We start from the raw sequence: 22,298 nt of genomic DNA, 5'->3' as shown, positions 1-22,298 counted from the left end.
TGGATATTCCAAGAATTTCCCCTTATTTTATCCTACCTAGAGTGATGAAAGAGGGGTATTGTCCATGTGCAGCCACCGATTGCAATCTTGGAGAACATGCTGACTATCAGAGTCCATCTGGATGATACAGATGAGTTAAATGGAGCATTGCACGTCATTCCTGGCTCACACAAGTCAGGGCGTCTGTTGGCTGAAGAGATTCAAGATTGGAAAGAAAAGAGGAATAGCGTAACGTGCAGAATAGAGAGGGGCGGAGCCATGATAATGCGTCCATTACTATTGCATTCATCTTCAGCAGCCATAGATCCAAGGCACAGGCGCATGCTGCATCTTGAGTATTGTTCAGCAAAGTTGCCGAATGTGCTGAAATGGTATGAGTCTTAAGTCGCTAGCTGTCTAACACCCATCTTGGAGCGGATTCGCTCAAATCCTTTTCATTGCAAAGTTTCTGATAACCGCTCAACACTATTGATCTCTAGATAATTCCATACTTTCTCCCGACTTGGGTAAACGCCTCTACACATTGGTTCAGATGCGATCGCGTATGAGCCGCTGATATTTGAACCCGAATGCGAGCTTGACCCTGTGGCACAACGGGATAGCTGAACCCGATGACGTAAATGCCCTCGTTTAACAAAGCCTGCGCCATCTCTTGAGCCAGCTTCGCCTCGTAAAGCATGATCGGCGTAATCGGATGCACGCCAGATTTGATCTCGAAGCCGCGATCGCTCATCTGCTGACGAAAATAGGACGTGTTTTCCATGAGTCGATCGCGCAACTCGCTGGACTGGTTCAGCAGATCCAGCACTTTAATGCTGGTGTAAGCGATCGCGGGGGCCAACGTATTAGAAAACAAATAGGGGCGCGATCGCTGACGTAGTAAATCGATGATCACTTGACGTCCCGATGTAAACCCTCCAGATGCTCCGCCCAAGGCTTTGCCTAGTGTACTAGTAATAATATCTACTCGTCCGCTCACGCCACAGTGCTCCGCTGAGCCACGTCCCGTCGCACCCAACACTCCTGTCGCATGGCTGTCATCCACCATAACCAAGGCATCATACGTTTCTGCTAGGTCACAAATTTGTGCTAGTTGAGCAATATCACCATCCATACTAAACACCCCGTCAGTGGCAATCAATCGGATTTTGGCTGATTGCACAGCTTGAAGACAGTGTTCTAACTCCTGCATGGCGCTGTGAGCGAACCGATACCGCTGCGCTTTGCACAGACGCACTCCATCAATAATGCTGGCATGGTTGAGCGCATCACTAATCACGGCACAATCGGCATCTAGCAGCGTTTCAAATAACCCACCATTGGCATCAAAACAAGACGTGTACAGAATCGTGTCTTCTGTACCCAGAAATGTCGAAATTTTGGCTTCTAACGTCTTGTGAATGCTTTGGGTTCCACAGATAAAGCGCCCCGATGCCAAACCAAAGCCGTACTGAGCGATTCCGGCTTGAGCGGCGGCAAGCACCTTTGGATGATTGGCAAGCCCCAGGTAATTGTTGGCGCAGAAATTGAGGACGTTGCGATCGCCCTGAACCATAATTTCGGCCCCTTGCGGAGTCATTAAAATTCGTTCTTCTTTGGCAAGGTTCGATTGGTGAATTTCATCTAAAACAGATTGAAAAATTGAAGTGGCTGTTTTGTCCATCACCGCAATGCTCCTATCTCTTGACTTTCAACTCCTGGCTCTTTGCTTCTGACGTCCACCTTTGCCAGCATTTCTTCTACGATCGCTGCCAAACTATACTGGTGCTGCCAGCCCCAGTCTGCTCGTGCCTTAGAATCATCAATGATCGAGGGCCAAGAATCCGCGATCGCTTGCCGAAAATCGGGAGCGTAATCGCACGTAAAATGCGGCAGATGTTTTTGAATTTCGGCAACAAGTTCTGCGGCTGAGAAGCTGACAGCAGCAATGTTGTAGCTAGAGCGAATTTTGATTGCATCTGCGTCGGCTTGCATGATGCCAAGAATGGCGCGAATGGCGTCAGATATATACATCATCGGCAGGCGCGTCTCTGGGCAAACAAAGCAAGTGTAGGTGCCCGTTTGAAGTGCAGCATGGAAAATTTCTACAGCAAAGTCAGTTGTGCCGCCGCCCGGAGGAGTGCTATAGCTAATAATTCCAGGCAATCGCAGGCTGCGGACATCGACTTGAAAGCGTTGTGCGTAATAGTGACACAACAACTCTCCAGTCACTTTGGTGATGCCGTAAAGGGTGGCAGGATCTTCAACCGTGATTTGAGGCGTGTTGAGCTTGGGGGTGTGCGGTCCAAAAACGGCGATCGAACTTGGAAAAAATACTTGGAGCTTGAAGGCTTGTGCGACCTCCAAAACATTCCGTAGTCCGTTGACATTGACATCCCAACAGCGATCGGGATGCTGTTCTCCTTTGGCAGATAGGACTCCTGCTAAATGGTAGATTGTATCGATTTGATAATGTTCAATTAGCTTTTGTAGCTGTGTTCGATCGGTAACGTCTAAGACTTCGTAACTGAGTGAACGGTTATGTGAAGGGATTCTCCACCCACTCTCGATGACATTGAACATTCCATAGTGCTGTCGTAAGGCGACTACCAAGTCACTCCCCAACTGACCACTCGATCCTGTCACTAAAATCTTATTCATACTAATTCAATTTTTAGAGGCGATAATGGCTGTCTGAGAAGTCAGAAATCAAGAGAGATTCTGGCTTCCTAGCTCTTGGCTCCCCTCGAACATCAAATTGCGATTAAAAATTGTCACCGGACGTACTGCTACCTCATGCAGCGTGTGCAGCAGGCGCTGAAGTTCTTCAATCGTGTTGTAGTGGGTGCAGCCGATTCGCAACAAGCCGCCACTTTCCTCAATTCCGAGTCGTTGAGTCAGGCTCAGCGCATAGAAGTTCCCGTTCCAGGTGAAAATGCCGCGATCGCCTAATGTTTTTGCTAGTTCAGCGGGGGAATGTCCAGCAACACGAATTCCGACCGTCGGTGTGCGCCAAGCAAATTGCGCTGGATTGGTAATGCCGTAGAGGGTGACTCCAGGAGTTTCTAGCAAATGAGGGATCAAATATTGGGACAGCGATCGCTCATATTCTTGAATGGCTACCATTGCTCTAGCGAGAGCATTTCGTCGATCTGTGACCGTATGATCCGTGACCATATGATCAGTGACTGGATGAGCAGTGACCGTAGGTGAAGCTTGCTCACCTAACTGAGCTAAATACTCGATCGCGGCCACCACTCCCGCGAGTCCCTCAAAATTCTGAGTTCCCGTTTCCCACCGAAATGGAACTTCTTCAGAAGCAGGACGGGGCTTGTAAGGCCGTAGCCGAACCAAATGTTCTCGTTTGCTGTAGAGAATGCCAACATGCGGCCCGAAGAACTTATAGGCAGAGCAAACGAGAAAATCACAATCCAGCGATCGCACATTGATCAACCCATGCGGCGCATAGTGAACCGCATCCACAAACACCCATGCCCCCACAGCACGAGCTAACCGAACCACGCTCGCGACTTTGTTGATGGTGCCCACTGCATTCGAGGCGTAACCGATCGCCACTAATTTTGTGCGCTTCGTAATCTGATGCGCCAGATCGAGCATATCCAGGGTGCAGTCATGCTCACAAATGTTTACTGTGCGAACAATCACACCCCGTTCTCGAAGGGCGACCCAAGGCGCTACATTGGCATCATGGTCAAGACTGGTAACTACAATCTCATCACCGGGTCGCAATTCTCTCGCGATCGATCGACTAATTGCAAACGTGAGCGTCGTCATGTTCGCCCCAAACACCACCTCATCGCGATCGCAGCCTAAAAAATCGGCAACCGTCGATCGTGCCTGTTCTACCAGCGCATCGGTTCGCGCGCTGGTGGCAAAGGCTCCATGCAGATTGGCATTTGATGTCATCAAGTAGTCAGCGATCGCGTCAACGACCCGCCTCGGAACTTGAGTGCCACCCGGCCCATCCAAAAATACAACTGGATGTCCATTCATTTCTTGCCGCAGGGCAGGAAATTGAGCACGAATCCAACCCAAATCGAGAACAGTCATGGGAATCTCCTATTAGGGAAGGAGCCAAGAGCTAGAAGTCGGGATGTTGTTAGGGAATTCAAACATCGGAGCCAGAATGACTCGTCAGGTTCAAACAGTAGAAATTGGTAGCTAGCTACCTCTTGTCTCCTAACTCTTACCTCTGAAAACACTCACTTCTCATCCGGCGGAAACAGCCCCGGACACGTTAGAACAAAAACATCTCTAGTTCCTTGCTCGGCTCCAATCACATTCACTGGCGAAGTGTAGTGAAAGTATTGAGCATCCCTAAATACGAGAAATTCCCCCGGATTTAATACTTTGCTAAATGCTGGAGGCCCACCGTCTTTTGATTTGTCTTTTGATTTGTCTTTTGATTTGTAAAGATGAGTTTCGCCGCCGCCAATGTTGCTGCGATCGACTGAAAAAATTCCGACAATATCCACACCATCCCGATGGATTCCTTCTGGTGCAGGATTACCAGATTTTTGGGAGGATGCAGTTGTGCGAATTTGGTGAACTCCGATCTCTTGAGAAGTAGAACACGGTTGGCAGAACTGAAAAAATTCCCAAATTAATCGTTGAAAATCTTCTAGTTGAATCAATTCGTCATCTAGCTCAGAGTACTCTCGAACCACGTCTCCTAACAATGGATTGTATTGCCTGCTCTGAAACAAGCGCCGATGAGGCAACTTGATTAAGCGATCGCCAACTATTTTGAAGTGGGAGAGCCGCCTAAACCGGTAGTTGCCCTCTAGGTAAGGATCTTCTGGAAGATGCTCAAACGAGCGTTTGAATTCATCGACCTTAATCGCTGTTAGCATCTCCAACACGTAGCTAGCCAGACAATTAGCTTCTGGCTTAATGAATTCTTCTAATTGAGATAAATTTAACATTTGATTTCCTCACTCAAATCAACACCAACAGATCAAGTAATCGACTGCCTGTGAAAAGTTATGGAATCAGAAAAAACGTGAAAACAACTAAACTCTGGCGGATTCTAATCTAAAATTATGGTGTTAGAAGTATTACGTTTTGTAGCAATCGTCTACAACAGTTGAGTTGATAGATGCGACAATGCAACTTTATCGACAACACATTATGCAGATGCTGTGCTGAAGTAGAAGTTTTAATGTATTGTCTACATCATTATTGTAATTACATTTCGATGGGATTGTCGATCTCTAACTGGTGTGTCTAAATTACTGCGCGTATTGAGTTATAGTGCAAAAAGAAAATATCCCTGTTTCTCGATCGGTTGACGTGAGATTAAAATAAATTCCATTCTTGCTTAGGAATACGCTTGTGCCTTTTAATGCAATTTCCTACTTGGCTCCTAATTGGATGGAATACTATCAAGCAGTCGTTCTATTTCTAGGTCGAGTGCTGCAATGTGAAACCCAGTTTGTATCCAGTAATCTTGACCCCCTGAACGATTTACGGTTGCAGGAAGATAACGTTGATTTAGCGTTTATCTGTGGATTGCCCTTTATTCGGCAGTGTCGAACAGCACCTAAGCAATTGAGAGCGATTGCAGCTGCGGTAATGCAAGCGGAGCGTTATCAAAATCGTCCCATTTATTTCTCGGATGTCATTGTTCAAGCCGAAAGCCAATTTCAGACCTTCTCAGATTTAGCAGGCTCAACGGTTTGCTATAACGATCCTGGCTCGAATAGCGGTTATTACCTGCTTCGGTATCGCCTGCTGCAAGAACAATGCTCGACTCGCTTCTTTAAAACTGCAGTTCAATCCGGTTCTCATCAGCGATCGATTCGTTGGGTGATTGAGGGTAAAGCAACTTGTGCTGCGATCGACAGTACGGTTTTGGAACAAGAATTCCGCGTATTTCCGGAACTATCGCACCAGGTACGAACCATTGAATCGAGTGATCCCTGTCCGATGCCACCGATCGTTGTGTCAGCGCATCTCGATGATGATTTAATTAGAAAAATTCAAGCGGCATTGCTTCAACCTGACAAAGAACTAAAAGCTGCAATGGCAAAGATGAACGTGAAACGGTATGCAAGTGTTAACAATGAAGACTATGAAGCGATCGCTAAAATTTATGACGCTGTAACAAACTCTCGCTTCAGCCAGCTTTGACATGGGACATTGCCTGCCAGCGGGAATACCGTTTTTTGCCTTGCTCATTCTGCAAGACCGCATGGTGGTAAATTTGCTCAAATAATTTTCGCTGGGTATGGCTGCCGCCGATCCGATGCAATTTAGGCAAACGCGGGCGTATTTCTGCGATCGCCGTTGACCAATCTGATTGAGCATGGGCAATTAACCCTCTCGCGCTCGGAATCGTCATGTGAAGCCAAGCATATTGCGACTCTGCCGGAACTCGATGGGCATGAAGGGTTAAACTTTGCAGCAATTCATTGACCCAATCTGTGCATTCCGCACGAGCTAGGGCATAAACATAGTGCAGATCTTGGAACGGTAAAGCGTGCTCGTGTAAGCGTGGGTAAAGATATGGAGCTAACGTATTCCAACGTTGACCAACATTCACTCCCTGCAATTCCAACCGCAGTAATGTTGCGATCGCGCCGACTTGATCTTTAGAAGAGAAGGGGTTAGCACGTCCCCAAATGTGTTGATCATACAGTTCCAACACTTTTTCCACGTTCCCCAATGCTAGATAGTAGAGTGCGATGTGCCACCAATTATGGGTGTATAGCATTGAATTGCATTCCTCCCAAGTATCCGAATGGCTTTCCATCCAAATAATGCCTGCTTCTGGGCGATTCTGCTCTTCGAGAACATGACCAATCGCATGTTGCGCCCACGGATCAAACCGATTTAATGCGATCGCCTCTAGTCCAACGTTCATCGCCTGATTCAACTCGCCGCACTGCTCCAATCCAAACGCGATCATTCCATACAAATAGTGCAAGTGAGGATTGTCAACATTTGCAGGCAATACTTTCTCGGCGATCTTTAGCAATCGTTCGGCTTCTCCTCGATAGAAGTAGTGGTATTGTCCCTGCTGGACGGAAATCAAATCTCTTGGATATTTTTCTGCGATCGCTTCGTGTAGATTGATTGCCTCAGAAATTGCGCCTCGCGCCCAAGCTGAGATCGCGTTGATGTACCATTGCTCCCGTTCGGTTGCCAACCTTGCATAACGTTGAGCAGCTCTCAAGTGCAACATCGCAGTACGACGAGCGATCGCAGTTTCTTGAGATAGGTAATAGGCCGCCGCATAAGCTTGCGCGATCGCGCAAGTTGAATCTGCTGACAGTACCTGTAGGATAGCGTCTTCGGCTTGGTTACCATAATAAAAAGCTTGATCGATGAATCGATTCAGTGCGTCGATTACCCCGGGAGAACCGCTTCGCAACGCGCTGCGCAAATTTGTGCTGATGGCAAGCCCCTGAGAATCAGTCACCATAAGAAACCTCCTAAACAACGGTTAATCTACCGGAATACCGTATTAACTCCGCTGAGTATGTCACACCGCCATAAATATGGACAAGTAAAGTTGGTTACATAACCGCAAATTGTCAGGCTTGCAGTTCAGTAACTTGTGCGGCTTATCTTGAAAAAACTTTAGACAACTTGCAGCGATCGCACAAAAATCTTTAAAGAGGTCTTGCTTGCTAACACTTCTCCAACGGTTAGAGGAACGGAATCAATTAGAGGAGCAGAGTCTAGCTCGCTCCAATTGCCGCGTGGGGAAGAATAGAGCGCAGAGTCCGTATGAAAGATATCCAAGGAGCAGAATTGGAAGTGCGATTGGCTCTGCCAGGCTCTGAAGGATCGCACCCAAAGCAAGAAGGATCGCACCTAAAGCAATAGGAATAAAATCGCTCCAATCGGGAGTTAGGGCAAGCTGAGATATTCCTGTGGCACCACGCCGTTTTTAATATGGTATTATGGGATCCGCCACCCAAAAAAGCATCGAAAAGCTGGTATCTGAAATTGGTATTATCGCTTTTCAGCGCTGTCGAAAGTGGCATCCTGAATCTGAAATCTGCACCAGGATTACAGAGAAAGGGCATCGGGGCGTAGCGCAGCTTGGTAGCGCACTACTTTGGGGTAGTAGGGGTCGCAGGTTCAAATCCTGTCGCTCCGATAGTTGGAAACCCTCTCTATGAGAGGGTTTCCAAGTTTTAAAGGGGCATCTAACCACGACCACTATCGGTGCAAATCTGGAGCAATCTGGAGTGTTCTGGAACAATCTGTAGCAATTATTGGGGTGAAATTGGGGGACGATTAGGCTCGATTTCTCCCAACAGAGGTTAGATCCCAATGCCGAAGTCAGCGAAAGGAACGGTAACGGTACGAGTTGCAAAAGGACGTTTAACTCTGCGGTGGACGTGGAGCGAAGAGCTTGGAGGGAATAGAGAGCGATATGAAATGGCGATTGGGCTGCCTGACAATCCGACCAATCGAAAAGTGGCTGAACTCAAGGCAAAGCTGATCGAGCGAGATTTAGCCCATGACGGGTTTGATCCCACCTTGGAGAAATACCGTTCTAGCCTCCCAACCTCTCGTATTTCTATTGAGGAGCTGTTTAAGCGGTTTATTGAATATAAAAAACAATATGTATATGAAACCACTCTGATCAAATACAGAGGGTTATCAAATCATCTAGAAAAATTCTTCAAACAAAAAACTGCCGTCAGTCTTGGAGAGACTGAGGCAGTTGGGTTTAGAGATTGGCTGCTGAAATCAGAAAAGCTTCAGCCGATTACGGTGTTCGATAAGTTAACGCTGGTTTCTGCCTGCTGGGAGTGGGGCGTGAAGCGGAAGTTCGTGGCTTCCAATCCTTGGGGTGAAGTGGTTCGCACCTTCAAAGTGCCTCCCAAACAGAAGTCGAAACCGTTTTCTAAAGCAGAGGTCAGAGCGATTGTGCAAGGGTTTCGAGTTGACCCAGAGTATAGCTACTACGCTGATTTTGTGGAGTTCTTTCTGAGTATCGGCTGCCGGACTGGGGAAGCGGTTGCGTTGCAGTGGAAGCATCTCTCGGATGACTGCTCAGCGATTTGGATCGGGGAATCGGTGACAGTTGACGGCGATCGCAAGGCAACTAAAACGAATGAATCACGAGATTTCATCCTTCCCGAGCGAGTGCAGGAGCTGCTGAAGCGCCGTAAACCTCACAATGCTAAACCGGATGATGCTGTGTTTCCGTCTCGTCGGGGGAAAACCATTAATCCTCGCAACTTTGCTAAACGGGCGTGGAAAGAAGTATTAGGCAAGGCGGGGATTGATTATCGCCGTCCCTACAATTCCCGTCACACCATGGCGTCGCTATCGATTTTCGAGTATGGCGAGAATCCTGCCAAAATTGCCCGCATGTTGGGACATGACCCGCGAACGCTATTTAGAAACTATCTGGGTGAGGTGGGCGATCGATCTTCACTGCCAGATGTGTTGAGTGATTAGCTTGCCCTCCTCCGCTTGGGTTGATTCGATTTCAGGGTCGCTTGATATGCCTCGATCGCGGCTAGATGTCCATCAGGGTCATTGCGATGGGCAATCCAGTCTTCGAGCAGCTCTTTGTTGTAGAGAAATTGTCTGCCTACCCGTTGGTAGTGAATCCCCTCAATCCATCCAACCTCGCCGCTTAATCTCCAGCCCCCAGCCGTTTTCCAGTGGATATTGAGCAGCTTGGCTACTTCGTATTTGTTGATCCAAGTGTAATTCTGCGTTGCCATTAGTGTTCCGGTTGATTAAGATTTGGCTCGATTCTGCGGTAGTGGCCTGCTGTAGAGGTGAGGAAACCCTCGCCCTTTAGCTCTTTCAGAGCGTCTGACACCTCTTTCCACCGTAGGTTTGTTTCGCTTGCGATTTTGGCGGGATAGCCGCGATCGCGAGTTTCAAAATACTCCCGAACCTTGGCTTTTATCTTCCAGTCGCTAGGCAAAGATTGCTCTACTGACTCGCCGTTTTCGCCTGTAAACGGATTAACCTTCATGCTGCTACCTCCTTGCTCCTTTGATGTGTGGTCGAAATGTCCAGTTGATTCGCTCTCCTACTGGTCTAGCCGTCTTTGAAACTTGGTGAACATGGGTCGATTGGCATCCGGGACGCATGAAAATTAGCGACCCATGCTCTAGCTCGAAATGCCCTGTCTCGCCCCGACTTCCCTTGGGTTTAATGCTGAATCGGCGTGTGCCTCCAAGAGAGATACTTGCGATCGCAGGCTTCTCGCCCATCGTCCGTTCTTGATCGGCGTGCCATCCAATGGAGTCCTTGCCGTTGCGATAGCGGTTGCCGATGACGATGTGATAGCGATAGCCCGTGTGATTCTCAATCTTTCCTCTAAGCTGTTGCAAACAATCTGCCCAAGGCAGTGGCTGAAGCAAAACTGTTTTGCTGTAGAGGTAATCGCACCCCTCGTCGCCATAAATTGCTTCTAAGCGGGGTACGTCCATCCACTTGCCCAACATGCGGATCTGGTTCTGCTGCCAATGCAGTTGTTGGCTCTGCTCAAACAATCGATCCGCTTCTTGGCGTGAGAGGAAGTTGGGATAGAACTCGACAGGTAAGGTTAGCGTTCTCTCGTCAATTAGCTCTAACTGAGTGCCTTGAAGTGTCATGGTTTACCTCCCAAGCCTTCTATGACTGAGCCATATCGGCTGGCGTTCGGGCTGGATGCTAGCTTTGCAATAGTGCGATCTGCGTGGCGTTTGATTGCCTCATGCCACAAATCTAATCCCGAAGGGCTGGTAGGTTGTGGAGCCGGAACGAACTCAAGTTGCGCTGTTCCCAGCACCCAGGCTTGCCCTTCAAGTTCAATTTGAGCAATATCGGCGGTGATCATCGAGGAGACGATTCCAATCTGCCCGATCAAGGTTTGGGGCAGCTTCTCAACACGAGTAACTTTGACTGAATCCCCACGCTTGATGGAAGGAGCCGCCGGAACGGTTTGTTCGAGTGGCACCACGTAATCAAGCAATCCAATTTGTTCACCAGTCGTCATGGTCCAGCTCCACGATTTCACCACTGAATGCTTGGGCTAAGTTTTGAGCAGCCGCCAGCTCATTCTCTTGAGGCAGCTTCACTCCAAACCGCCACTGACCGAGAGATACGGCAAAGCCAATAGGAATGCGGACGACTTGAAGCCGATGCCCTTTGGGGCTGAGGTATTCAGCCACATCGGGTATCAGCTCAGGCTTGGCGGCTTGGCACTCGTTCAGAGGGAACGTAATGCCGCTGCCGCTTGCCCACGGATTGAGGAAATAAACGTCCTTGTCCCGAACCTTCTTAATGCCTTGAATCGTAAACAGTGTGCAGACTTCGCTGGACTGATGGAGCGCGATCGCGCTGGGCTTAACCCAATCTGGAAGGCTGTTCATGCTGCCACCTCCCCGTGCACATCGTTCTTACTATCTATATATATAGAATTCGTGTGCACGGCGGACTCACTTCGACTTAGCGCATCACGCTCGATCCACTTCGCGAAAACCTTCTCCCGCTCGTCTTTGGGCGCTTCGTAGCTGTAAACCCACTGGCGGTTTCCCTTGCCTCTGCCGCCTTCCTGTCGAACCCGGCTTAGGATCAGCCCTAGCTTGCCCACGAGCAGCTTTAAAGCCTTGATCGGGGTCATCTTGTCGCTGATCGTGGCGTTTAGGATTGGGTTGAGCTGCTTCCGGTTGGCGATCGCCGCCTGGGCTAATTCGATCAAATCCCGGTCTGTGTTGCGGTATCCTTTCGCGGCTCGCTTGGGGTGAAGTAGATCTAAAACCTTGAGATACTTGAGGCAAGCCACCTGCAAAATCAGCACGCTGCGGTTGAGCGTCGGCTTCCAAATCTGCCCACTTTGCAGCAGCCCTTCAAAAATATTGCGATCGCGGTCTACGAGGAAGGGCTCGCCGACGGTCGCGAAGTAGTGCAAGCGAATCTGGCTGAACCATTTATCCCGGTCGCGCTCAATTAGAGGTTTATTAATCGGAACCAGGTATTTCTTCTGCAACTCGTGCTTGCGTTCTTTAAACCAATCCTCAAGCGATTTCTCTTTCTTGCGGCTCAATTCCTCCGCCTTGCTGTCTGTGATGTCTGCTGCATTGACGATCGATTCATCCTCTAAATCCGTCTTCGCATCCCGCGCTTTCGTCAGTGCTTCATAGAGTTCCGCGTCATCGGGACACTCGTAACCCCATTCGATCGCGTGCCCTTCTCGCTCTAATCCCTTAAGAATGTTGGCTCTATAACAGCGACTATCGAAGTTGTGAATGACCGCAATCTTGCCCCACGTATTGAATGCGGTGTCGTTATGGGAAAACCCCTCGTCGGTGCTGAAACTTTCGGTTGTGGCGCGAATTCGTGCCACTGCCTGCTCGGTTAGCACCTCCTCATTGTGCAGCAGGGTATAGAGCGACGTTTCCCCGCGAGCAATCTTGCGGACGCCGTTCGATTTTGCCCAGACATGCCGATCCACGGGTTCCCTCACTCGGGACAGGGCTTGCCTTGCACAATCCGAGTCACCCACGCCCCAGAAGCAGCCCCACACGCTTTTGAAGTGCCCGCGCACGTCGATTGATACTCCGGTCCCAATCGTTGGGCTGGCGAGAACGATATCGTAGTCCGCAATAATCTTGTTGATGTCTGCGACGCAGCGATAGGCAGCGTGCTTAGGATCAGCCACCGTGTAGGCATCAATTCGCAGAATTTTCTTCTCTGGGAATTGCTCTTGCAAAATTGTTTCGAGGTTGGTCGTGCTCCAAGTGGAGGATGATTTTTGTGACTCGGTGAAAATGAACCCAGGACCAAGCTCTAGATTCTCAAACAAACTGTTGAGCCATGCCTTCGGCGTGGTTTGGTCGTACTCGTAGACCGTCCACGCTTGTTCACCTTCAGGCTTCCAGTGATTCTCCACAATCCACGGCGCGATCGAAGTTTCAGCCATGCCGCGAATAAAGTTGATGCTCAAATCGCACAAATCAGCATCCAAGCAAATGATTTTGCCGTGGTCGGATTCGAGGATATTTTTGAGCAGCTTCTGAAATTCTTTCAGAATGGGCGTGCGGTAGCGACTCACCTCAGTCGAGGCAAACAGCAGATGCTTGATGAATTGCTCCACCTCATCTAGGACCAGAATCACATTGCCGTCGCTATACCAGTTGTCCGCGTCAAACCTCATCCCTGAATTGGGGTGCATCGAATCCACGCACATCCCACACCCAAACAGCCGCCCTTCTTGCATATCTCGCGCTTCAGAGGCAAAGGGCAGCGCGAGCTTTTCGGGATGACAAGTGGCTTGCCCAAGCTGCACACGGTGGGTGAGAACCAAGATGGGAACCGGAACATCCCGGTCCTGTGCCTTGGCTTGAACTTTCTTGAGCAGCGTTGATTTACCCGTATTTTTGGGTGATCTCACGAACATAAGCTTCTCGCCGTCAGGGATATCAATATCGCTGACATAGCGCTGATCCAGTGGCATCGCGACCGGAAAGCTGAGTCCAGAATAGTGGCGGATTCGATCCTCTTCTAGGGTGCGAGCACTGGCAAACACCGACTCTAATGCCTCTGCTCCCTGCGCTACGACAAAATCATCGACGCCCTTTTGGGGACCGGGAAGACGGCAGATTTTTGGCTCACACCGATAGTTCTGAATCAGATGCCAGTAGATTTTGTCAATCTGCTTATTGACGTTGCGGCGAGTTTTGAGCTTTTTGTCATAGTCAAAACAGATCAGCCATGCTCGCCCTTCAGTCGCAAAGGGTTGGAAGCAAGGACGCAGAAGCGGTTTGAGCAGCCGTACCTTGCGCTCGTCGTTCTCTTGGACTACCGTACCGACACCACTACACCCGATCGCGGCATAGCCTTGGGTCAGCAAACATCCGGCTTTCTTGGCTCCTTCGGTGAGCGTAATTGGAACATTCTTGACTCTGACCCACTCCCAAAAGCCGATGGCTTCACCGCGCTCTGACATGGGAATATTGGTCGGCATGGCGATGCGGTAACGCTCTGCAACTTTAAGCCAAATCTGGAGCGGCACTCGTAGATAATGCGCTCCTAATGGCACTCGCTTCGGAGCATCGTACTTAACGAACTCTCCCGGTTTTTCGTCACTAGGTCGGGGGAAGTCTCCTTTGAACTGTCCCCACGTCATCGGCTCCCAGTTCTTGAGCGGGTCTAGTCCGCTACACCACCAGCCGCCTTTTGTCAGAGGCTCATACTTCCTAAAATCGCGGGCTGTTTCTGCGGTGACATACTGGCTGGCATGTCCGCCCCGCTTTTCCATCGAGTCACCCAGCAGAAGCTCGTAAACGGTTTCACCGACAAAGCTTTCAACGTTAAGCGCCACGATTTCCGCGTCTACTCCACTGCCAACGACCCATTCATCTCTGTGCGTGATTTCGATGTGGTCCGTGTTGCATCCAGTGTTGTATCGTGAATTCTGTTGTTGTTTTAGGGGGGCAGGTAAATTCATTTGTTGCCCCCACTTTTCTTGCTCAAACTCACGTTCTGACACTCCTTACACCACTCTTGAAGTCGCGGCGACTCTTGCAGGTAAAACAAAATCGATGCTCCTTTGAATTCCCTCTTGCAGCGCGAACAACGGCGCTTGTGAGGACTGACGCAGCACTGAGGGGATTGCAGCGTTAAGCTCATGCCGTCTCCTCCTGAAATTGGTTTGCTTCCTGCTTTGCGAGGAAATACTCTTTGGTCTCCCTTGGAAAATCGCCGAAATAGTATTCAGGGTTGCCCGCATACGGACGACACCTCCACCCCTGCTGCCGAGCCAGCTTCTTGATTTCTGCTACCGTTTGGGGCATTCCTGGAAGTTTTGTTAGTTCTGTTGCTGCGAAGAAGTGTTTGCCAGTCCAGTCGCCGATCGTGGTTTGTCGTGGGTTTCGAGTGCTCATGCCGACACCTCCACTGGCTCAGAAAACTGCACCTCTTGTTCCACTCTCTGTTGAATGTTTGGAGGCATCCAACCGCAGCTGCGACAGGCGTAAACCTCTAGAGTCCCTAACCACCCGGCGTGCTGCATTGCCCACATTTCGCCGCAGGCTGGGCACTGCGATCGTTTTGCAAGTCTCATACAACACCTCTTTCCCGTCGTCTAAACGGGATAACGTTTCGGCTCGTCTGAAGCTGTGCCCTAAGTTGGCGAACTTCGAGAATCGCGCCTGCGTTACGCGGCTGTGGGGTAAACGATGGAAGAACAATCATGCCGCTATTCCCTCCATTAGTTCGGATTCGGGAAGCCAACCATTCGGTTCTAGATTGGTTTCGTAGTGCCGCTCGCTTTGGATGAGCCGCGACCTGAGCACCATCACCCGATCGCCTGCACTCGTCGCAACCCACTGCCCCCGCTGGAACTTTTGCAGTTCCTTTTCCGGTTGGAGGCATTGAATTTCGTAGAATTCCGCGTCGGGGAAGGCGTCGCGAAACTGGTCGATCGCGTCATCGGGTGAGACGGCAGCGCAAACGAGTTCTGATTTGTTGGAGCCTTTGACCTCGTAGGGAAGCAGGTCAGTCCAGTTCTTTTTGGGAAAGTCAGGTTCGAGAGATTTCATAAGGGTTGCTGCTACGGGATAGATGGGCACATCGGATTGATGAAAAGGGAAACTTGTATGAAGGGAGTGTGAAGCCTGAGACTGGCTCAGTGGGCGGATTGCAGTTGATGTCTGCAAAACCTCTACGGAACTCCGTAATGTCACGAATTGCTTTTCGGTCTTTTTCTGCATCACGGAAGCATCTTGGGGGCAAAGCTGATATACTGGTCAAATACAAAAGCCTTTTGCTGCCTCAATTTGAGACAGCTTTGTGAAGAATATTCAGACCTGTGTCGTTAGCCATAGAAAAGCCGTTGCTTTACCAAAGCCTTCGCTTTTAGTTCTTGAATATTTGGCTTTTTGAAATTGCTTAGTTGGTCGCTAATCAATTTCGGTTTTGGAAATTAATGCATTTGAAATTTTGAGAGGTCGTCTAGTTGTCAGCTAGGCGACTTCTTTAGTTTTTGAGTCATTAGCGGACAGTTCGCAGAGTGTTAGAGGCTAGAAGCCTTCGCTTGCTCAGGTTTCGTCGAGTCGAGTTCCCGTAGAACTGCGTCCATCAGTACATCGTGCATTTTGATGCCTTTGCTTGCTGTAGCTGCCTTGAATCGGCGGTGCATTTCAGGAGTCAGAACAACTGCTACTTTGGTCTTGCTCATAATGCCTGTCATTTATTGTTTATCGATTTCAATAATCAATAATACTCAATTGCTTAAAAAAGAAACGATTGATCAACAGAAATTTATGATCTCTTTTGATAATCCTTCAATCGCCATGAATGCCCAACTTCAATTTCACCCGAACTGGAATGCGCCGACTCGGCGATTTAATTCGAGACGCAATGGATGATGAGGGGCTTGGGTATCAAGATCTAATCGAGAAATTAAGGCAGGGAGGATACGACACGAACACCTCTCGAATTCAGCGACTTCGAGATGGAGTCAACAGAGAGCCGCCTTCTGGTTTAATGTGGGCGATCGCTCGACTAGGGTTCGTGAAGAAGCCGGACGGACAGCCCTATACTTTAGAGGAATTATTTTTAGTGGGCTGTGAGAGTCTCGATCCTCGAAGCACTATGCATGAAGACGAATTATTGCTAGACACGCCTTATCCAGAGGCAGTTGCCTTTCTCAGAGAAAGAACGCAAGGTAAAGACGTTGCGACACTAGCGCGAAGTTGCAACATCTCGATCAACCGAATGAGGCGAATCTTGCGTGGAGAGCTGCCGACGTGGGTTGAGTTGCTTAAGTTAGGGGCTTATCTCTTCCCTAGCAAAAACCCAGAACCGCTCGCAAGGTTGTACGGCGTCAATGTTGACGCTCCTATTCTTAACCGAGGGTAGCCTGTTAGCTCGCCCACTGGACCGTAGCAAGTTGAGTTGGAATCACTGCCTCTAGGTATCCTTGATTCAGAATTTTGATGTAGGCAAGCTCAAGATTGAGCGCAACAATCGCAATCGATTGCGATTGAAGCAGGACTGATTCGAGAATTTCGCTAGAGGGACAGTTTATTGTCAATTCACTCCCGTCCTGATGTAGCTGGCATTTAAGTAGGATGTCGTGCAGCTTGTAATCAAAGGCGAGCCAGCGTGCGATCGCGGCTGTAGCTGTAATACGGTCTGTCATTGAGGGGGCAAGCGGGTGACGATTTTCTTTGTTCACTGTAGTACGAACCAACTATGAAGAAAATGTAATGTGTGCAAACCTTTGGTTTCTTACAGATCTAGCCTGTAGCTTTGACGAATCTTGATAAAGGAATCGCTCATTAGGGTGTTGTAACCCAAAGTAGGGGTGGGTGCTAGGAAACGCAGGTTCGCGACTCACTTCCTATTTCTGGGCTGGGCACGACGAATTCGGATAGGGCACTCTAAGCGCGTCCTGTTGCCCCACACACCCAATGAATTTCAAACTCTTCTGGTTCGCCCTGATTGGGACGATCGTTCTATCGACTCCGGCTTCTGCTTATGTCTCCCCACCACCGGATTTGACCCGTGAGATGGCGTTTATCTTAGAGCTAAAACAAATCAAAGCGACACCGCAAACTCAAGCGGTGCTGAAATTGGCAAATGCCAAGCCAGATACACTAATCGACCAAGCCAAGAAGTTCTGTGCAACACCGCCGCCACGTGTGCCGACAGACGCGCTTGATCTACTGGCAATCAAACATTTCTGTCCAGTGTTTCCCCACAAAAAAGCGACCCGATAACGCACGGATCGCCTTGGATAGATATTGCAACGGAAACTTACTTGGCTGTGGTTTTAGCAGCGGACCTTCGTGCTGCTGGCTTCTTCTGTGCTGCTGTTCGAGGTTTAGCAGCCGGTGCTTGGGCTTTCGCTACGACTCGGTTTTGAGCCGCCACTGACTTGAGCCGTTCTTTTGCCTCGTCCTTCAGTCGGTCGATCGCTTGATACGCTGCGTCTAGTTCATAGAGGTCTTCCCCGTTGCGTCGAAACGCTCTTGGGTTAATCGCTCTAATTTCATCCGCGATTGCAGTTGGGTCAAACCCAGTTTGGTGAGCAAAATCGCTCAATTCAGCGATCGTGTAAAGGTCGGTAGCTGCAATGGTGGGAGTAGGGTCAGTTGAAACGGTTTCGATGGGAGAGACAGGAGCGTTATCGACAGCAGATTGACCGAGTGTGGCGGTTGTCATATCAGTTTCAGCATCAGCGTTGCCTATCAATATATCCCGCGTAGCAAATTCGTCCACAGTTTCCCCGTAGCAGAGCAGGGCAACGGTCTCGACGCCACAAGTAAGCCATGCCATATACTTGACCAGCTTCAGGTGCGTCAAAACCCAATCCACAACGCTGGGGTTGCGGGCGAAGAGGTTGAGTTTGCGATTGGCTCTGCCAAGCTCCGAAGGATCGTGGATGATAACGATTGCTTGGTCGATCGACAGGGAAGGAATCGAGTCGAGGAAGCGGCGAGCTTGCATGGCTTCCACGAGGGTCTGTTGCTGTGGGGTGAACATGGCGATTTTGGGGAGGAACTTGCGCTCAGGATTCCCAAAGATACGCGGCTTTGACGGAGTGCGTACCCGCAGAACTACTCGCCCTGCTGCCTGCTGAGGATTTCCCAGATGCGCCGATTCTCGGTCTGGAGTCCCCTGACTTCTGACTGCATTTCGTCAATGCGGGTCAGGACTTCATTAAATCGCTGATCGGTGTGTTCCATGTGTTGCTGTTGGGCTTGAGCCAGTCGATCGACTGCCTGCATGGTAGTTTGCAGGTAGCGCCCATTTTCAAACGTGATATCAATTAGCCGATTGAGCGAGGTTTTAACATCAAGCATGTCAACTTCAAGGCGTTCAATTCGTTCATTTTGCGGATCAGGTTGGGTCATAATGGTTCCTGAGATGAAAGCTTGTATGCACTTAATTATCTGCGATTGCATTTGGAAGAAGTGCGATCGCTTTTTAGTGTTGAAAATGGACATAGGGGAGGTGCTTATACGCTACGGTCTAGCCTTCACGCTGGCTCTGGTATGCCACAACCCCGGTTTTCCGCCTCCTATTCAATTACAAACAGACTTTTTCGGCTGCTCGCGGACTGGTTCTAACTACTGTCGTTGTAAATCATGATTTTGCGGTTATGGTATGGACGGCGAATCGCCTCTGACCAGAAACTTAGGCGGTTCGTCACCCGATTGGGTGAGGGTGAAAATTTGTCGTGTCCGGGAACGCTGAGAGCATCATGTTTCTGGTCAAAATAAATGAAATCTTCACCACCTGGGCAGGCCGTGAATCCTGCTGTTGTCGAACTGCAATCCCTTCGTCTGGAAATGAGACAGACCAAAGAGGAATTGGCAGGATTACGCGCCGATTTTCGCAAGCTGAATATTATCGATCAGGTTGCTAAAGGCGTTCTCCTGGCTGGGTTTGCTCTTTGGATTGGAGTGCTTGTGCTAAGCACGATCGCTCAAATCTTGTTTGGTCGATAGGGGAATAGGTCATGAGAAAGTTAAGTTTTATTCCTGTTATTGCGGTTAGCTTGCTAATGCTGTCAGGCTGTCAAAACACGAAAACTCCAGAAGGGGTCTTCAATGCTTATTTAGAAACACTAAAAAGCGGGAAAGTAGAAAAACAGAAAGATCTGACCTGCCGCCTGCAAGCGCTGGAAGTAAAGAATCCGTTGCTAGAAGTGCAGAAGTGGGAGATCACTGGGCAGGAGACAAAAGCCAATGAGGAGGATTCCGAATCTAAGTACCATTTACTCGCTGTTCGCATTTCGGAAAAGAGCTTGGGCGGAATGGTGGTTGATCGGACGTGGAAGTTTAAGGTCTGGAAATCTGATGAGCTGTTTGAGTCGCATAAGCGTCTGTTCGACAAGCTCAATCGCGGATCGGCTCAAGCGATTGAATCGGTAAGACAGCTTCAGAAAATGGCGGGAGAGACTCCAATGGAGGCCGCAAAACCTGTTGTGACAGACCGCAAAGAGTACTCTTCCAACTCTTACTGTGTCTCGAATTATGAGCCTAAAGAGCAATGAGAAGACTCGCGGCGATCCTCGCTATTGGGCATTTTGTTTTGGAGCGACGATCTTGCTCTGTATTGTTTGCGAGACGATCGCGCGTTTAAGTAGATAGCCATAAATAATTTCACACAGTAGATATCGCTTCTCTATGTACGAGGGCGATTTTTTGTTTTTAAACGAAAGAATTCAGCTCAACTTGAGATGCTGTTGAGCGAGAAATTTAATGATTGATCCGTGAGGCGAGACCTATTTGAGAGTTACTCGGCTCGTGGATCAGCTTGCGATAACTCCTCTAGCGAGACGGACGGTAGAGCAAGAAGATTGAACGACTCAATCAGGGCTATCATCACCCGTCTCCTGCACAGCCTCAACGTAATCAATTAACTGTTCAGGAGAGCATTCCAAGGTTTTGCAAAGCCTTGCTACTCTCTCAAACCACACCAAGGCATTTCTACCTTTCTCCCAATTGGAAATAGTGGACTCCGTAACCCCTACAGCTTGCGCTAACTCAAGCTGGGTTAAGTCCGCTTTCCTCCGTAACTCTGCAACTTTAGACACTGGAATCTTCCCCATAAGGAATTCATACCAACATCTTAGCCTTAAAGTCTTTAGAGTCAAGTATTTAGATAAAACTCTTGACACCCTTAAAACTTTAAGGGTAAGTTAGACACAAGAGAGGAGAGCGCAACCAACCAAAGTCTCGCTCCCCCTCCGCAAACCCTACAAAAGGTTCTACAGCAATTATGTCACGTAAATCTCTCGAATATTGGGCAGCACCAGCCTCCACTGAATCCGACACAGAGCTAGACAGAATCTACTCCTTGGGCGAAATCCACGCTAGAGCTGGACGGAAGCCCAACCTCAAAGGCATTCCCCAGCATCAACGCTGCTACTACATGGCAGCCTACAACAAATTCAAGAACACCAAATAGAGAGGCCGCCCGGATGTACTCAGAGTTCCGGGCGGAACTCTCCGCCCTCGACTATCGCGCCGTTCACTCATCTCCCTTACTCGTTCGCGCCCTTGCTGAGCTTCAGTACTGGGAAGAAGCCAAAGAACGCTTCAAAGTCGGCACGATCGTTCTCGCTCACGACGGCTGCCAATGGATCATCAAGGTCTCTGCTGACTTGGTTCAAAAAATTCTGCCGTTCTAAAAATCAAACGGGTAGCTGCACTTGGCTCAACCCTGACAGCTACCCACTCACCCCTAAATCACTTATTAATTCGGGACTTAAATTATGCTACCCTTCCTCGTCACTGCTGCCGCTGCTCTTTCAGTTGCTGTTGCTCCATCCGCATCTGCGGCAGAGCCTCTATGGATCAATGCTGGTGAGTCTGCTGGAGTAACCGGGACCGTTCAAATTTCGCTCGACTCTACTTCTGTTCGTGCCGCCTCTCCGGGTGTCATCGAGGCATTTGTAAAGGTGGTTCAGCCTAAAACAGAAGAGATCCGCAAGGTGTCCATTGCTTGCGGGACTGGAAAGATTTCATGGGGTCAAGGATTTAACGATCCTCGCTCCTACCCCATCAGGAGAGTAATAGAGCTTTCCTGCGTTCCTGGCATGAGCAAATAAGCCCGTCAGTTCGTGTGTTCCCTAAATTCACCCTACTTCTGGAGCCAACTTATGGAAGAAATCTCACGTCTCCTCATCCTCAAGATTGAGCAGGTCCGCGATTCTGAGGGTAATCCTTGCACGAGATCAGAGGCTGATGCGATCCTTCGGAGCTTGGCAAAGCCAATCGCTGCCGAAATGGTCAGAACTCTCGTTCTGAATCATCCACTGCTAGAAGAAAACGCCCAAGACCTGCTTGATGAGAAAGGATTTGTAGAGGTTGCCGCATGACCACACTTCAAGACCAATTCAACAAACTCCAAACTCTGGAGCAGCAACGCCAAGAGCTACTGCGAACCATAAGCGACCTTGAGCAACAGCAGGAAGAATTAGCCCGCTTAATCCTTCACTCTCCAAACCTACCCCAAGAAGCTTACGTTCCAATCGACTCCAAAACGATCGCTTGGATCGAGCATTCAGACCACTGGAACGATCAAAGTTTGCGAAGCGCAATTCAGTTTCACGAACTCACTCACCTCGATTTTGAGCCAGACGATGACGATCGCACTACTCTGTAACGTGCTAGAAGCAAAGCTAGAGAATTAGACAATTTGCGATCAACAACTCAAAATTCTGCTCTATGCAATGAGGGTTGCACAAGATTTTGAGTGCGGTCGTTGACTCTATCTGCATAAAGGTCAGAAGTCCACCGTGTGAGCCATTGGGTAGCAGCATAAAGCGGGACAGGATTCCGTCTAAGCGAGACTCATTTCTCTGCCAT

The 22,298-nt window shown here is 49.2% G+C and carries 33 protein-coding genes and 1 tRNA gene; 13 read left to right on the top strand and 21 right to left on the bottom strand.

Going from position 1 to position 22,298, the window contains the following annotated elements:
• The first annotated feature begins 66 nt into the window (after positions 1 to 66).
• Complete coding sequence (locus AC5I6P_RS14300) at positions 67 to 384, top strand: phytanoyl-CoA dioxygenase family protein (protein WP_495694443.1); 318 nt, start codon at positions 67 to 69, stop codon at positions 382 to 384.
• A gap of 91 nt (positions 385 to 475) precedes the next feature.
• Here the strand turns inward: AC5I6P_RS14300 and kbl are convergent, their stop codons facing one another.
• The 4 genes from kbl to AC5I6P_RS14280 form a co-directional block, all read right to left on the bottom strand.
• Positions 476 to 1,663 carry a glycine C-acetyltransferase gene (gene kbl / locus AC5I6P_RS14295; RefSeq protein ID WP_495694444.1) on the bottom strand — a complete coding sequence of 396 codons (1,188 nt, stop codon included), beginning with the start codon at positions 1,661 to 1,663 and terminating at the stop codon, positions 476 to 478.
• Complete coding sequence (locus AC5I6P_RS14290; protein WP_495694442.1) at positions 1,663 to 2,640, bottom strand: NAD-dependent epimerase/dehydratase family protein; 978 nt, start codon at positions 2,638 to 2,640, stop codon at positions 1,663 to 1,665. Before AC5I6P_RS14290 ends, kbl begins: the two co-directional genes overlap by 1 nt.
• A 48-nt stretch (positions 2,641 to 2,688) precedes the next feature.
• Positions 2,689 to 4,050 carry a cysteine desulfurase-like protein gene (locus AC5I6P_RS14285; RefSeq protein ID WP_495694441.1) on the bottom strand — a complete coding sequence of 454 codons (1,362 nt, stop codon included), beginning with the start codon at positions 4,048 to 4,050 and terminating at the stop codon, positions 2,689 to 2,691.
• A gap of 152 nt (positions 4,051 to 4,202) precedes the next feature.
• Positions 4,203 to 4,925, bottom strand: a complete 723-nt coding sequence (locus tag AC5I6P_RS14280; RefSeq protein WP_495694440.1) for a 2OG-Fe dioxygenase family protein — start codon at positions 4,923 to 4,925, stop codon at positions 4,203 to 4,205.
• A 409-nt stretch (positions 4,926 to 5,334) separates the two neighbouring features.
• On the opposite strand from AC5I6P_RS14280, the gene AC5I6P_RS14275 reads away from it, so the two are divergent.
• Positions 5,335 to 6,132, top strand: a complete 798-nt coding sequence (locus AC5I6P_RS14275) for a phosphate/phosphite/phosphonate ABC transporter substrate-binding protein (RefSeq protein WP_495694439.1) — start codon at positions 5,335 to 5,337, stop codon at positions 6,130 to 6,132.
• Here the strand turns inward: AC5I6P_RS14275 and AC5I6P_RS14270 are convergent.
• Positions 6,119 to 7,426: a tetratricopeptide repeat protein gene (locus tag AC5I6P_RS14270; protein WP_495694438.1), complete on the bottom strand. Its 1,308-nt coding sequence runs from the start codon at positions 7,424 to 7,426 to the stop codon at positions 6,119 to 6,121. The genes AC5I6P_RS14275 and AC5I6P_RS14270 overlap by 14 nt on opposite strands.
• Positions 7,427 to 8,036: 610 nt before the next feature.
• Here AC5I6P_RS14270 and AC5I6P_RS14265 point away from each other — a divergent pair.
• Both AC5I6P_RS14265 and AC5I6P_RS14260 read left to right on the top strand, forming a co-directional pair.
• Positions 8,037 to 8,110: transfer RNA gene (locus tag AC5I6P_RS14265), tRNA-Pro, on the top strand.
• Between the two features lie 176 nt (positions 8,111 to 8,286).
• Positions 8,287 to 9,426, top strand: coding sequence for a tyrosine-type recombinase/integrase (locus tag AC5I6P_RS14260; RefSeq protein WP_495694437.1), 1,140 nt, complete (start codon positions 8,287 to 8,289; stop codon positions 9,424 to 9,426).
• Here the strand turns inward: AC5I6P_RS14260 and AC5I6P_RS14255 are convergent.
• From AC5I6P_RS14255 to AC5I6P_RS14205, 11 genes are all read right to left on the bottom strand, one after another.
• The gene (locus tag AC5I6P_RS14255) at positions 9,423 to 9,698 is read right to left on the bottom strand and encodes a helix-turn-helix domain-containing protein (RefSeq protein ID WP_495694436.1); all 276 of its coding nucleotides are present in this window, start codon (positions 9,696 to 9,698) and stop codon (positions 9,423 to 9,425) included. The genes AC5I6P_RS14260 and AC5I6P_RS14255 overlap by 4 nt on opposite strands.
• Positions 9,698 to 9,958, bottom strand: a complete 261-nt coding sequence (locus tag AC5I6P_RS14250) for a hypothetical protein (RefSeq protein ID WP_495694435.1) — start codon at positions 9,956 to 9,958, stop codon at positions 9,698 to 9,700. The genes AC5I6P_RS14255 and AC5I6P_RS14250 overlap by 1 nt, the downstream gene beginning before the upstream one ends.
• Positions 9,959 to 9,962: 4 nt before the next feature.
• Positions 9,963 to 10,583, bottom strand: a complete 621-nt coding sequence (locus AC5I6P_RS14245; RefSeq protein ID WP_495694434.1) for an alpha-ketoglutarate-dependent dioxygenase AlkB family protein — start codon at positions 10,581 to 10,583, stop codon at positions 9,963 to 9,965.
• On the bottom strand, positions 10,580 to 10,966 hold the full coding sequence (locus AC5I6P_RS14240; RefSeq protein WP_495694433.1) for a hypothetical protein: 387 nt from the start codon (positions 10,964 to 10,966) through the stop codon (positions 10,580 to 10,582). The genes AC5I6P_RS14245 and AC5I6P_RS14240 overlap by 4 nt, the downstream gene beginning before the upstream one ends.
• On the bottom strand, positions 10,953 to 11,342 hold the full coding sequence (locus AC5I6P_RS14235) for a hypothetical protein (protein WP_495694432.1): 390 nt from the start codon (positions 11,340 to 11,342) through the stop codon (positions 10,953 to 10,955). The genes AC5I6P_RS14240 and AC5I6P_RS14235 overlap by 14 nt, the downstream gene beginning before the upstream one ends.
• The gene (locus tag AC5I6P_RS14230; RefSeq protein WP_495694431.1) at positions 11,339 to 14,461 is read right to left on the bottom strand and encodes a plasmid replication protein, CyRepA1 family; all 3,123 of its coding nucleotides are present in this window, start codon (positions 14,459 to 14,461) and stop codon (positions 11,339 to 11,341) included. Before AC5I6P_RS14230 ends, AC5I6P_RS14235 begins: the two co-directional genes overlap by 4 nt.
• Positions 14,462 to 14,597: 136 nt before the next feature.
• Positions 14,598 to 14,855 (bottom strand): DNA-binding protein, encoded by a 258-nt coding sequence (locus tag AC5I6P_RS14225; RefSeq protein WP_495694430.1) that lies wholly within the window; start codon positions 14,853 to 14,855, stop codon positions 14,598 to 14,600.
• Complete coding sequence (locus tag AC5I6P_RS14220) at positions 14,852 to 15,034, bottom strand: hypothetical protein (protein WP_495694429.1); 183 nt, start codon at positions 15,032 to 15,034, stop codon at positions 14,852 to 14,854. Before AC5I6P_RS14220 ends, AC5I6P_RS14225 begins: the two co-directional genes overlap by 4 nt.
• Positions 15,031 to 15,165: a hypothetical protein gene (locus AC5I6P_RS14215; RefSeq protein ID WP_495694428.1), complete on the bottom strand. Its 135-nt coding sequence runs from the start codon at positions 15,163 to 15,165 to the stop codon at positions 15,031 to 15,033. Before AC5I6P_RS14215 ends, AC5I6P_RS14220 begins: the two co-directional genes overlap by 4 nt.
• Positions 15,162 to 15,512, bottom strand: a complete 351-nt coding sequence (locus AC5I6P_RS14210; RefSeq protein ID WP_495694427.1) for a hypothetical protein — start codon at positions 15,510 to 15,512, stop codon at positions 15,162 to 15,164. Before AC5I6P_RS14210 ends, AC5I6P_RS14215 begins: the two co-directional genes overlap by 4 nt.
• 473 nt (positions 15,513 to 15,985) lie before the next feature.
• Complete coding sequence (locus AC5I6P_RS14205; protein ID WP_495694426.1) at positions 15,986 to 16,150, bottom strand: plasmid partition protein ParG; 165 nt, start codon at positions 16,148 to 16,150, stop codon at positions 15,986 to 15,988.
• A gap of 119 nt (positions 16,151 to 16,269) precedes the next feature.
• On the opposite strand from AC5I6P_RS14205, the gene AC5I6P_RS14200 reads away from it, so the two are divergent.
• Positions 16,270 to 16,833 (top strand): hypothetical protein, encoded by a 564-nt coding sequence (locus tag AC5I6P_RS14200; RefSeq protein WP_495694425.1) that lies wholly within the window; start codon positions 16,270 to 16,272, stop codon positions 16,831 to 16,833.
• Positions 16,834 to 16,837: 4 nt separating this feature from the next.
• Here the strand turns inward: AC5I6P_RS14200 and AC5I6P_RS14195 are convergent, their stop codons facing one another.
• The gene (locus AC5I6P_RS14195; protein ID WP_495694424.1) at positions 16,838 to 17,116 is read right to left on the bottom strand and encodes a hypothetical protein; all 279 of its coding nucleotides are present in this window, start codon (positions 17,114 to 17,116) and stop codon (positions 16,838 to 16,840) included.
• A gap of 271 nt (positions 17,117 to 17,387) precedes the next feature.
• On the opposite strand from AC5I6P_RS14195, the gene AC5I6P_RS14190 reads away from it, so the two are divergent.
• Positions 17,388 to 17,696, top strand: coding sequence for a hypothetical protein (locus tag AC5I6P_RS14190; RefSeq protein WP_495694423.1), 309 nt, complete (start codon positions 17,388 to 17,390; stop codon positions 17,694 to 17,696).
• A gap of 37 nt (positions 17,697 to 17,733) precedes the next feature.
• On the opposite strand, the gene AC5I6P_RS14185 is transcribed toward AC5I6P_RS14190, so the two are convergent.
• Together AC5I6P_RS14185 and AC5I6P_RS14180 are read right to left on the bottom strand one after the other, a co-directional pair.
• A complete protein-coding gene (locus tag AC5I6P_RS14185; RefSeq protein ID WP_495694422.1) occupies positions 17,734 to 18,462 on the bottom strand; it encodes a hypothetical protein in 729 nt (242 codons plus the stop codon).
• Between the two features lie 74 nt (positions 18,463 to 18,536).
• The gene (locus AC5I6P_RS14180; RefSeq protein ID WP_495694421.1) at positions 18,537 to 18,833 is read right to left on the bottom strand and encodes a hypothetical protein; all 297 of its coding nucleotides are present in this window, start codon (positions 18,831 to 18,833) and stop codon (positions 18,537 to 18,539) included.
• A 369-nt stretch (positions 18,834 to 19,202) separates the two neighbouring features.
• Here AC5I6P_RS14180 and AC5I6P_RS14175 point away from each other — a divergent pair, with 369 nt between their 5' ends.
• Together AC5I6P_RS14175 and AC5I6P_RS14170 are read left to right on the top strand one after the other, a co-directional pair.
• Entirely contained in the window at positions 19,203 to 19,430 is a 228-nt protein-coding gene (locus AC5I6P_RS14175) for a hypothetical protein (protein ID WP_495694420.1), read from the top strand.
• A gap of 11 nt (positions 19,431 to 19,441) precedes the next feature.
• A complete protein-coding gene (locus AC5I6P_RS14170; RefSeq protein ID WP_495694419.1) occupies positions 19,442 to 19,978 on the top strand; it encodes a hypothetical protein in 537 nt (178 codons plus the stop codon).
• A 315-nt stretch (positions 19,979 to 20,293) separates the two neighbouring features.
• On the opposite strand, the gene AC5I6P_RS14165 is transcribed toward AC5I6P_RS14170, so the two are convergent.
• A complete protein-coding gene (locus tag AC5I6P_RS14165) occupies positions 20,294 to 20,536 on the bottom strand; it encodes a helix-turn-helix transcriptional regulator (protein WP_495694418.1) in 243 nt (80 codons plus the stop codon).
• A 170-nt stretch (positions 20,537 to 20,706) separates the two neighbouring features.
• Here AC5I6P_RS14165 and AC5I6P_RS14160 point away from each other — a divergent pair, with 170 nt between their 5' ends.
• From AC5I6P_RS14160 to AC5I6P_RS14140, 5 genes are all read left to right on the top strand, one after another.
• Entirely contained in the window at positions 20,707 to 20,895 is a 189-nt protein-coding gene (locus AC5I6P_RS14160; protein ID WP_495694417.1) for a hypothetical protein, read from the top strand.
• A 13-nt stretch (positions 20,896 to 20,908) separates the two neighbouring features.
• A complete protein-coding gene (locus AC5I6P_RS14155) occupies positions 20,909 to 21,118 on the top strand; it encodes a hypothetical protein (RefSeq protein ID WP_495694416.1) in 210 nt (69 codons plus the stop codon).
• Between the two features lie 84 nt (positions 21,119 to 21,202).
• Positions 21,203 to 21,538, top strand: a complete 336-nt coding sequence (locus AC5I6P_RS14150) for a hypothetical protein (protein WP_495694415.1) — start codon at positions 21,203 to 21,205, stop codon at positions 21,536 to 21,538.
• A gap of 51 nt (positions 21,539 to 21,589) precedes the next feature.
• Positions 21,590 to 21,808, top strand: coding sequence for a hypothetical protein (locus AC5I6P_RS14145; protein WP_495694414.1), 219 nt, complete (start codon positions 21,590 to 21,592; stop codon positions 21,806 to 21,808).
• Positions 21,805 to 22,095 (top strand): hypothetical protein, encoded by a 291-nt coding sequence (locus AC5I6P_RS14140; protein ID WP_495694413.1) that lies wholly within the window; start codon positions 21,805 to 21,807, stop codon positions 22,093 to 22,095. Before AC5I6P_RS14145 ends, AC5I6P_RS14140 begins: the two co-directional genes overlap by 4 nt.
• A 16-nt stretch (positions 22,096 to 22,111) precedes the next feature.
• Here the strand turns inward: AC5I6P_RS14140 and AC5I6P_RS14135 are convergent.
• Positions 22,112 to 22,298 (bottom strand): hypothetical protein (locus AC5I6P_RS14135; protein ID WP_495694412.1); only part of this gene is annotated, 187 nt, incomplete at its 5' end.

The organism is Myxacorys sp., assembly GCF_059501405.1.
The sequence above is the reverse complement of the archived record's forward strand: the minus strand, read 5'-3'. Positions and strand labels throughout refer to the sequence as shown.

What these genes read in the sequence shown, in the direction of transcription:
- AC5I6P_RS14280 (WP_495694440.1), bottom strand. Translation starts at nt 4,925, where the DNA reads ATGTTAAATTTATCTCAATTAGAAGAATTCATTAAGCCAGAAGCTAAT.
- AC5I6P_RS14210 (WP_495694427.1), bottom strand. Translation starts at nt 15,512, where the DNA reads ATGAAATCTCTCGAACCTGACTTTCCCAAAAAGAACTGGACTGACCTG.
- AC5I6P_RS14160 (WP_495694417.1), top strand. Translation starts at nt 20,707, where the DNA reads ATGTCACGTAAATCTCTCGAATATTGGGCAGCACCAGCCTCCACTGAA.
- AC5I6P_RS14285 (WP_495694441.1), bottom strand. Translation starts at nt 4,050, where the DNA reads ATGACTGTTCTCGATTTGGGTTGGATTCGTGCTCAATTTCCTGCCCTG.
- AC5I6P_RS14290 (WP_495694442.1), bottom strand. Translation starts at nt 2,640, where the DNA reads ATGAATAAGATTTTAGTGACAGGATCGAGTGGTCAGTTGGGGAGTGAC.
- AC5I6P_RS14200 (WP_495694425.1), top strand. Translation starts at nt 16,270, where the DNA reads ATGCCCAACTTCAATTTCACCCGAACTGGAATGCGCCGACTCGGCGAT.
- AC5I6P_RS14255 (WP_495694436.1), bottom strand. Translation starts at nt 9,698, where the DNA reads ATGGCAACGCAGAATTACACTTGGATCAACAAATACGAAGTAGCCAAG.
- AC5I6P_RS14175 (WP_495694420.1), top strand. Translation starts at nt 19,203, where the DNA reads ATGAAATCTTCACCACCTGGGCAGGCCGTGAATCCTGCTGTTGTCGAA.
- kbl (WP_495694444.1), bottom strand. Translation starts at nt 1,663, where the DNA reads ATGGACAAAACAGCCACTTCAATTTTTCAATCTGTTTTAGATGAAATT.
- AC5I6P_RS14245 (WP_495694434.1), bottom strand. Translation starts at nt 10,583, where the DNA reads ATGACACTTCAAGGCACTCAGTTAGAGCTAATTGACGAGAGAACGCTA.
- AC5I6P_RS14145 (WP_495694414.1), top strand. Translation starts at nt 21,590, where the DNA reads ATGGAAGAAATCTCACGTCTCCTCATCCTCAAGATTGAGCAGGTCCGC.
- AC5I6P_RS14240 (WP_495694433.1), bottom strand. Translation starts at nt 10,966, where the DNA reads ATGACGACTGGTGAACAAATTGGATTGCTTGATTACGTGGTGCCACTC.
- AC5I6P_RS14225 (WP_495694430.1), bottom strand. Translation starts at nt 14,855, where the DNA reads ATGAGCACTCGAAACCCACGACAAACCACGATCGGCGACTGGACTGGC.
- AC5I6P_RS14260 (WP_495694437.1), top strand. Translation starts at nt 8,287, where the DNA reads ATGCCGAAGTCAGCGAAAGGAACGGTAACGGTACGAGTTGCAAAAGGA.
- AC5I6P_RS14190 (WP_495694423.1), top strand. Translation starts at nt 17,388, where the DNA reads ATGAATTTCAAACTCTTCTGGTTCGCCCTGATTGGGACGATCGTTCTA.
- AC5I6P_RS14235 (WP_495694432.1), bottom strand. Translation starts at nt 11,342, where the DNA reads ATGAACAGCCTTCCAGATTGGGTTAAGCCCAGCGCGATCGCGCTCCAT.
- AC5I6P_RS14250 (WP_495694435.1), bottom strand. Translation starts at nt 9,958, where the DNA reads ATGAAGGTTAATCCGTTTACAGGCGAAAACGGCGAGTCAGTAGAGCAA.
- AC5I6P_RS14205 (WP_495694426.1), bottom strand. Translation starts at nt 16,150, where the DNA reads ATGAGCAAGACCAAAGTAGCAGTTGTTCTGACTCCTGAAATGCACCGC.
- AC5I6P_RS14195 (WP_495694424.1), bottom strand. Translation starts at nt 17,116, where the DNA reads ATGACAGACCGTATTACAGCTACAGCCGCGATCGCACGCTGGCTCGCC.
- AC5I6P_RS14155 (WP_495694416.1), top strand. Translation starts at nt 20,909, where the DNA reads ATGTACTCAGAGTTCCGGGCGGAACTCTCCGCCCTCGACTATCGCGCC.
- AC5I6P_RS14150 (WP_495694415.1), top strand. Translation starts at nt 21,203, where the DNA reads ATGCTACCCTTCCTCGTCACTGCTGCCGCTGCTCTTTCAGTTGCTGTT.
- AC5I6P_RS14215 (WP_495694428.1), bottom strand. Translation starts at nt 15,165, where the DNA reads ATGATTGTTCTTCCATCGTTTACCCCACAGCCGCGTAACGCAGGCGCG.
- AC5I6P_RS14140 (WP_495694413.1), top strand. Translation starts at nt 21,805, where the DNA reads ATGACCACACTTCAAGACCAATTCAACAAACTCCAAACTCTGGAGCAG.
- AC5I6P_RS14165 (WP_495694418.1), bottom strand. Translation starts at nt 20,536, where the DNA reads ATGGGGAAGATTCCAGTGTCTAAAGTTGCAGAGTTACGGAGGAAAGCG.
- AC5I6P_RS14170 (WP_495694419.1), top strand. Translation starts at nt 19,442, where the DNA reads ATGAGAAAGTTAAGTTTTATTCCTGTTATTGCGGTTAGCTTGCTAATG.
- AC5I6P_RS14220 (WP_495694429.1), bottom strand. Translation starts at nt 15,034, where the DNA reads ATGAGACTTGCAAAACGATCGCAGTGCCCAGCCTGCGGCGAAATGTGG.
- AC5I6P_RS14185 (WP_495694422.1), bottom strand. Translation starts at nt 18,462, where the DNA reads ATGTTCACCCCACAGCAACAGACCCTCGTGGAAGCCATGCAAGCTCGC.
- AC5I6P_RS14180 (WP_495694421.1), bottom strand. Translation starts at nt 18,833, where the DNA reads ATGACCCAACCTGATCCGCAAAATGAACGAATTGAACGCCTTGAAGTT.
- AC5I6P_RS14270 (WP_495694438.1), bottom strand. Translation starts at nt 7,426, where the DNA reads ATGGTGACTGATTCTCAGGGGCTTGCCATCAGCACAAATTTGCGCAGC.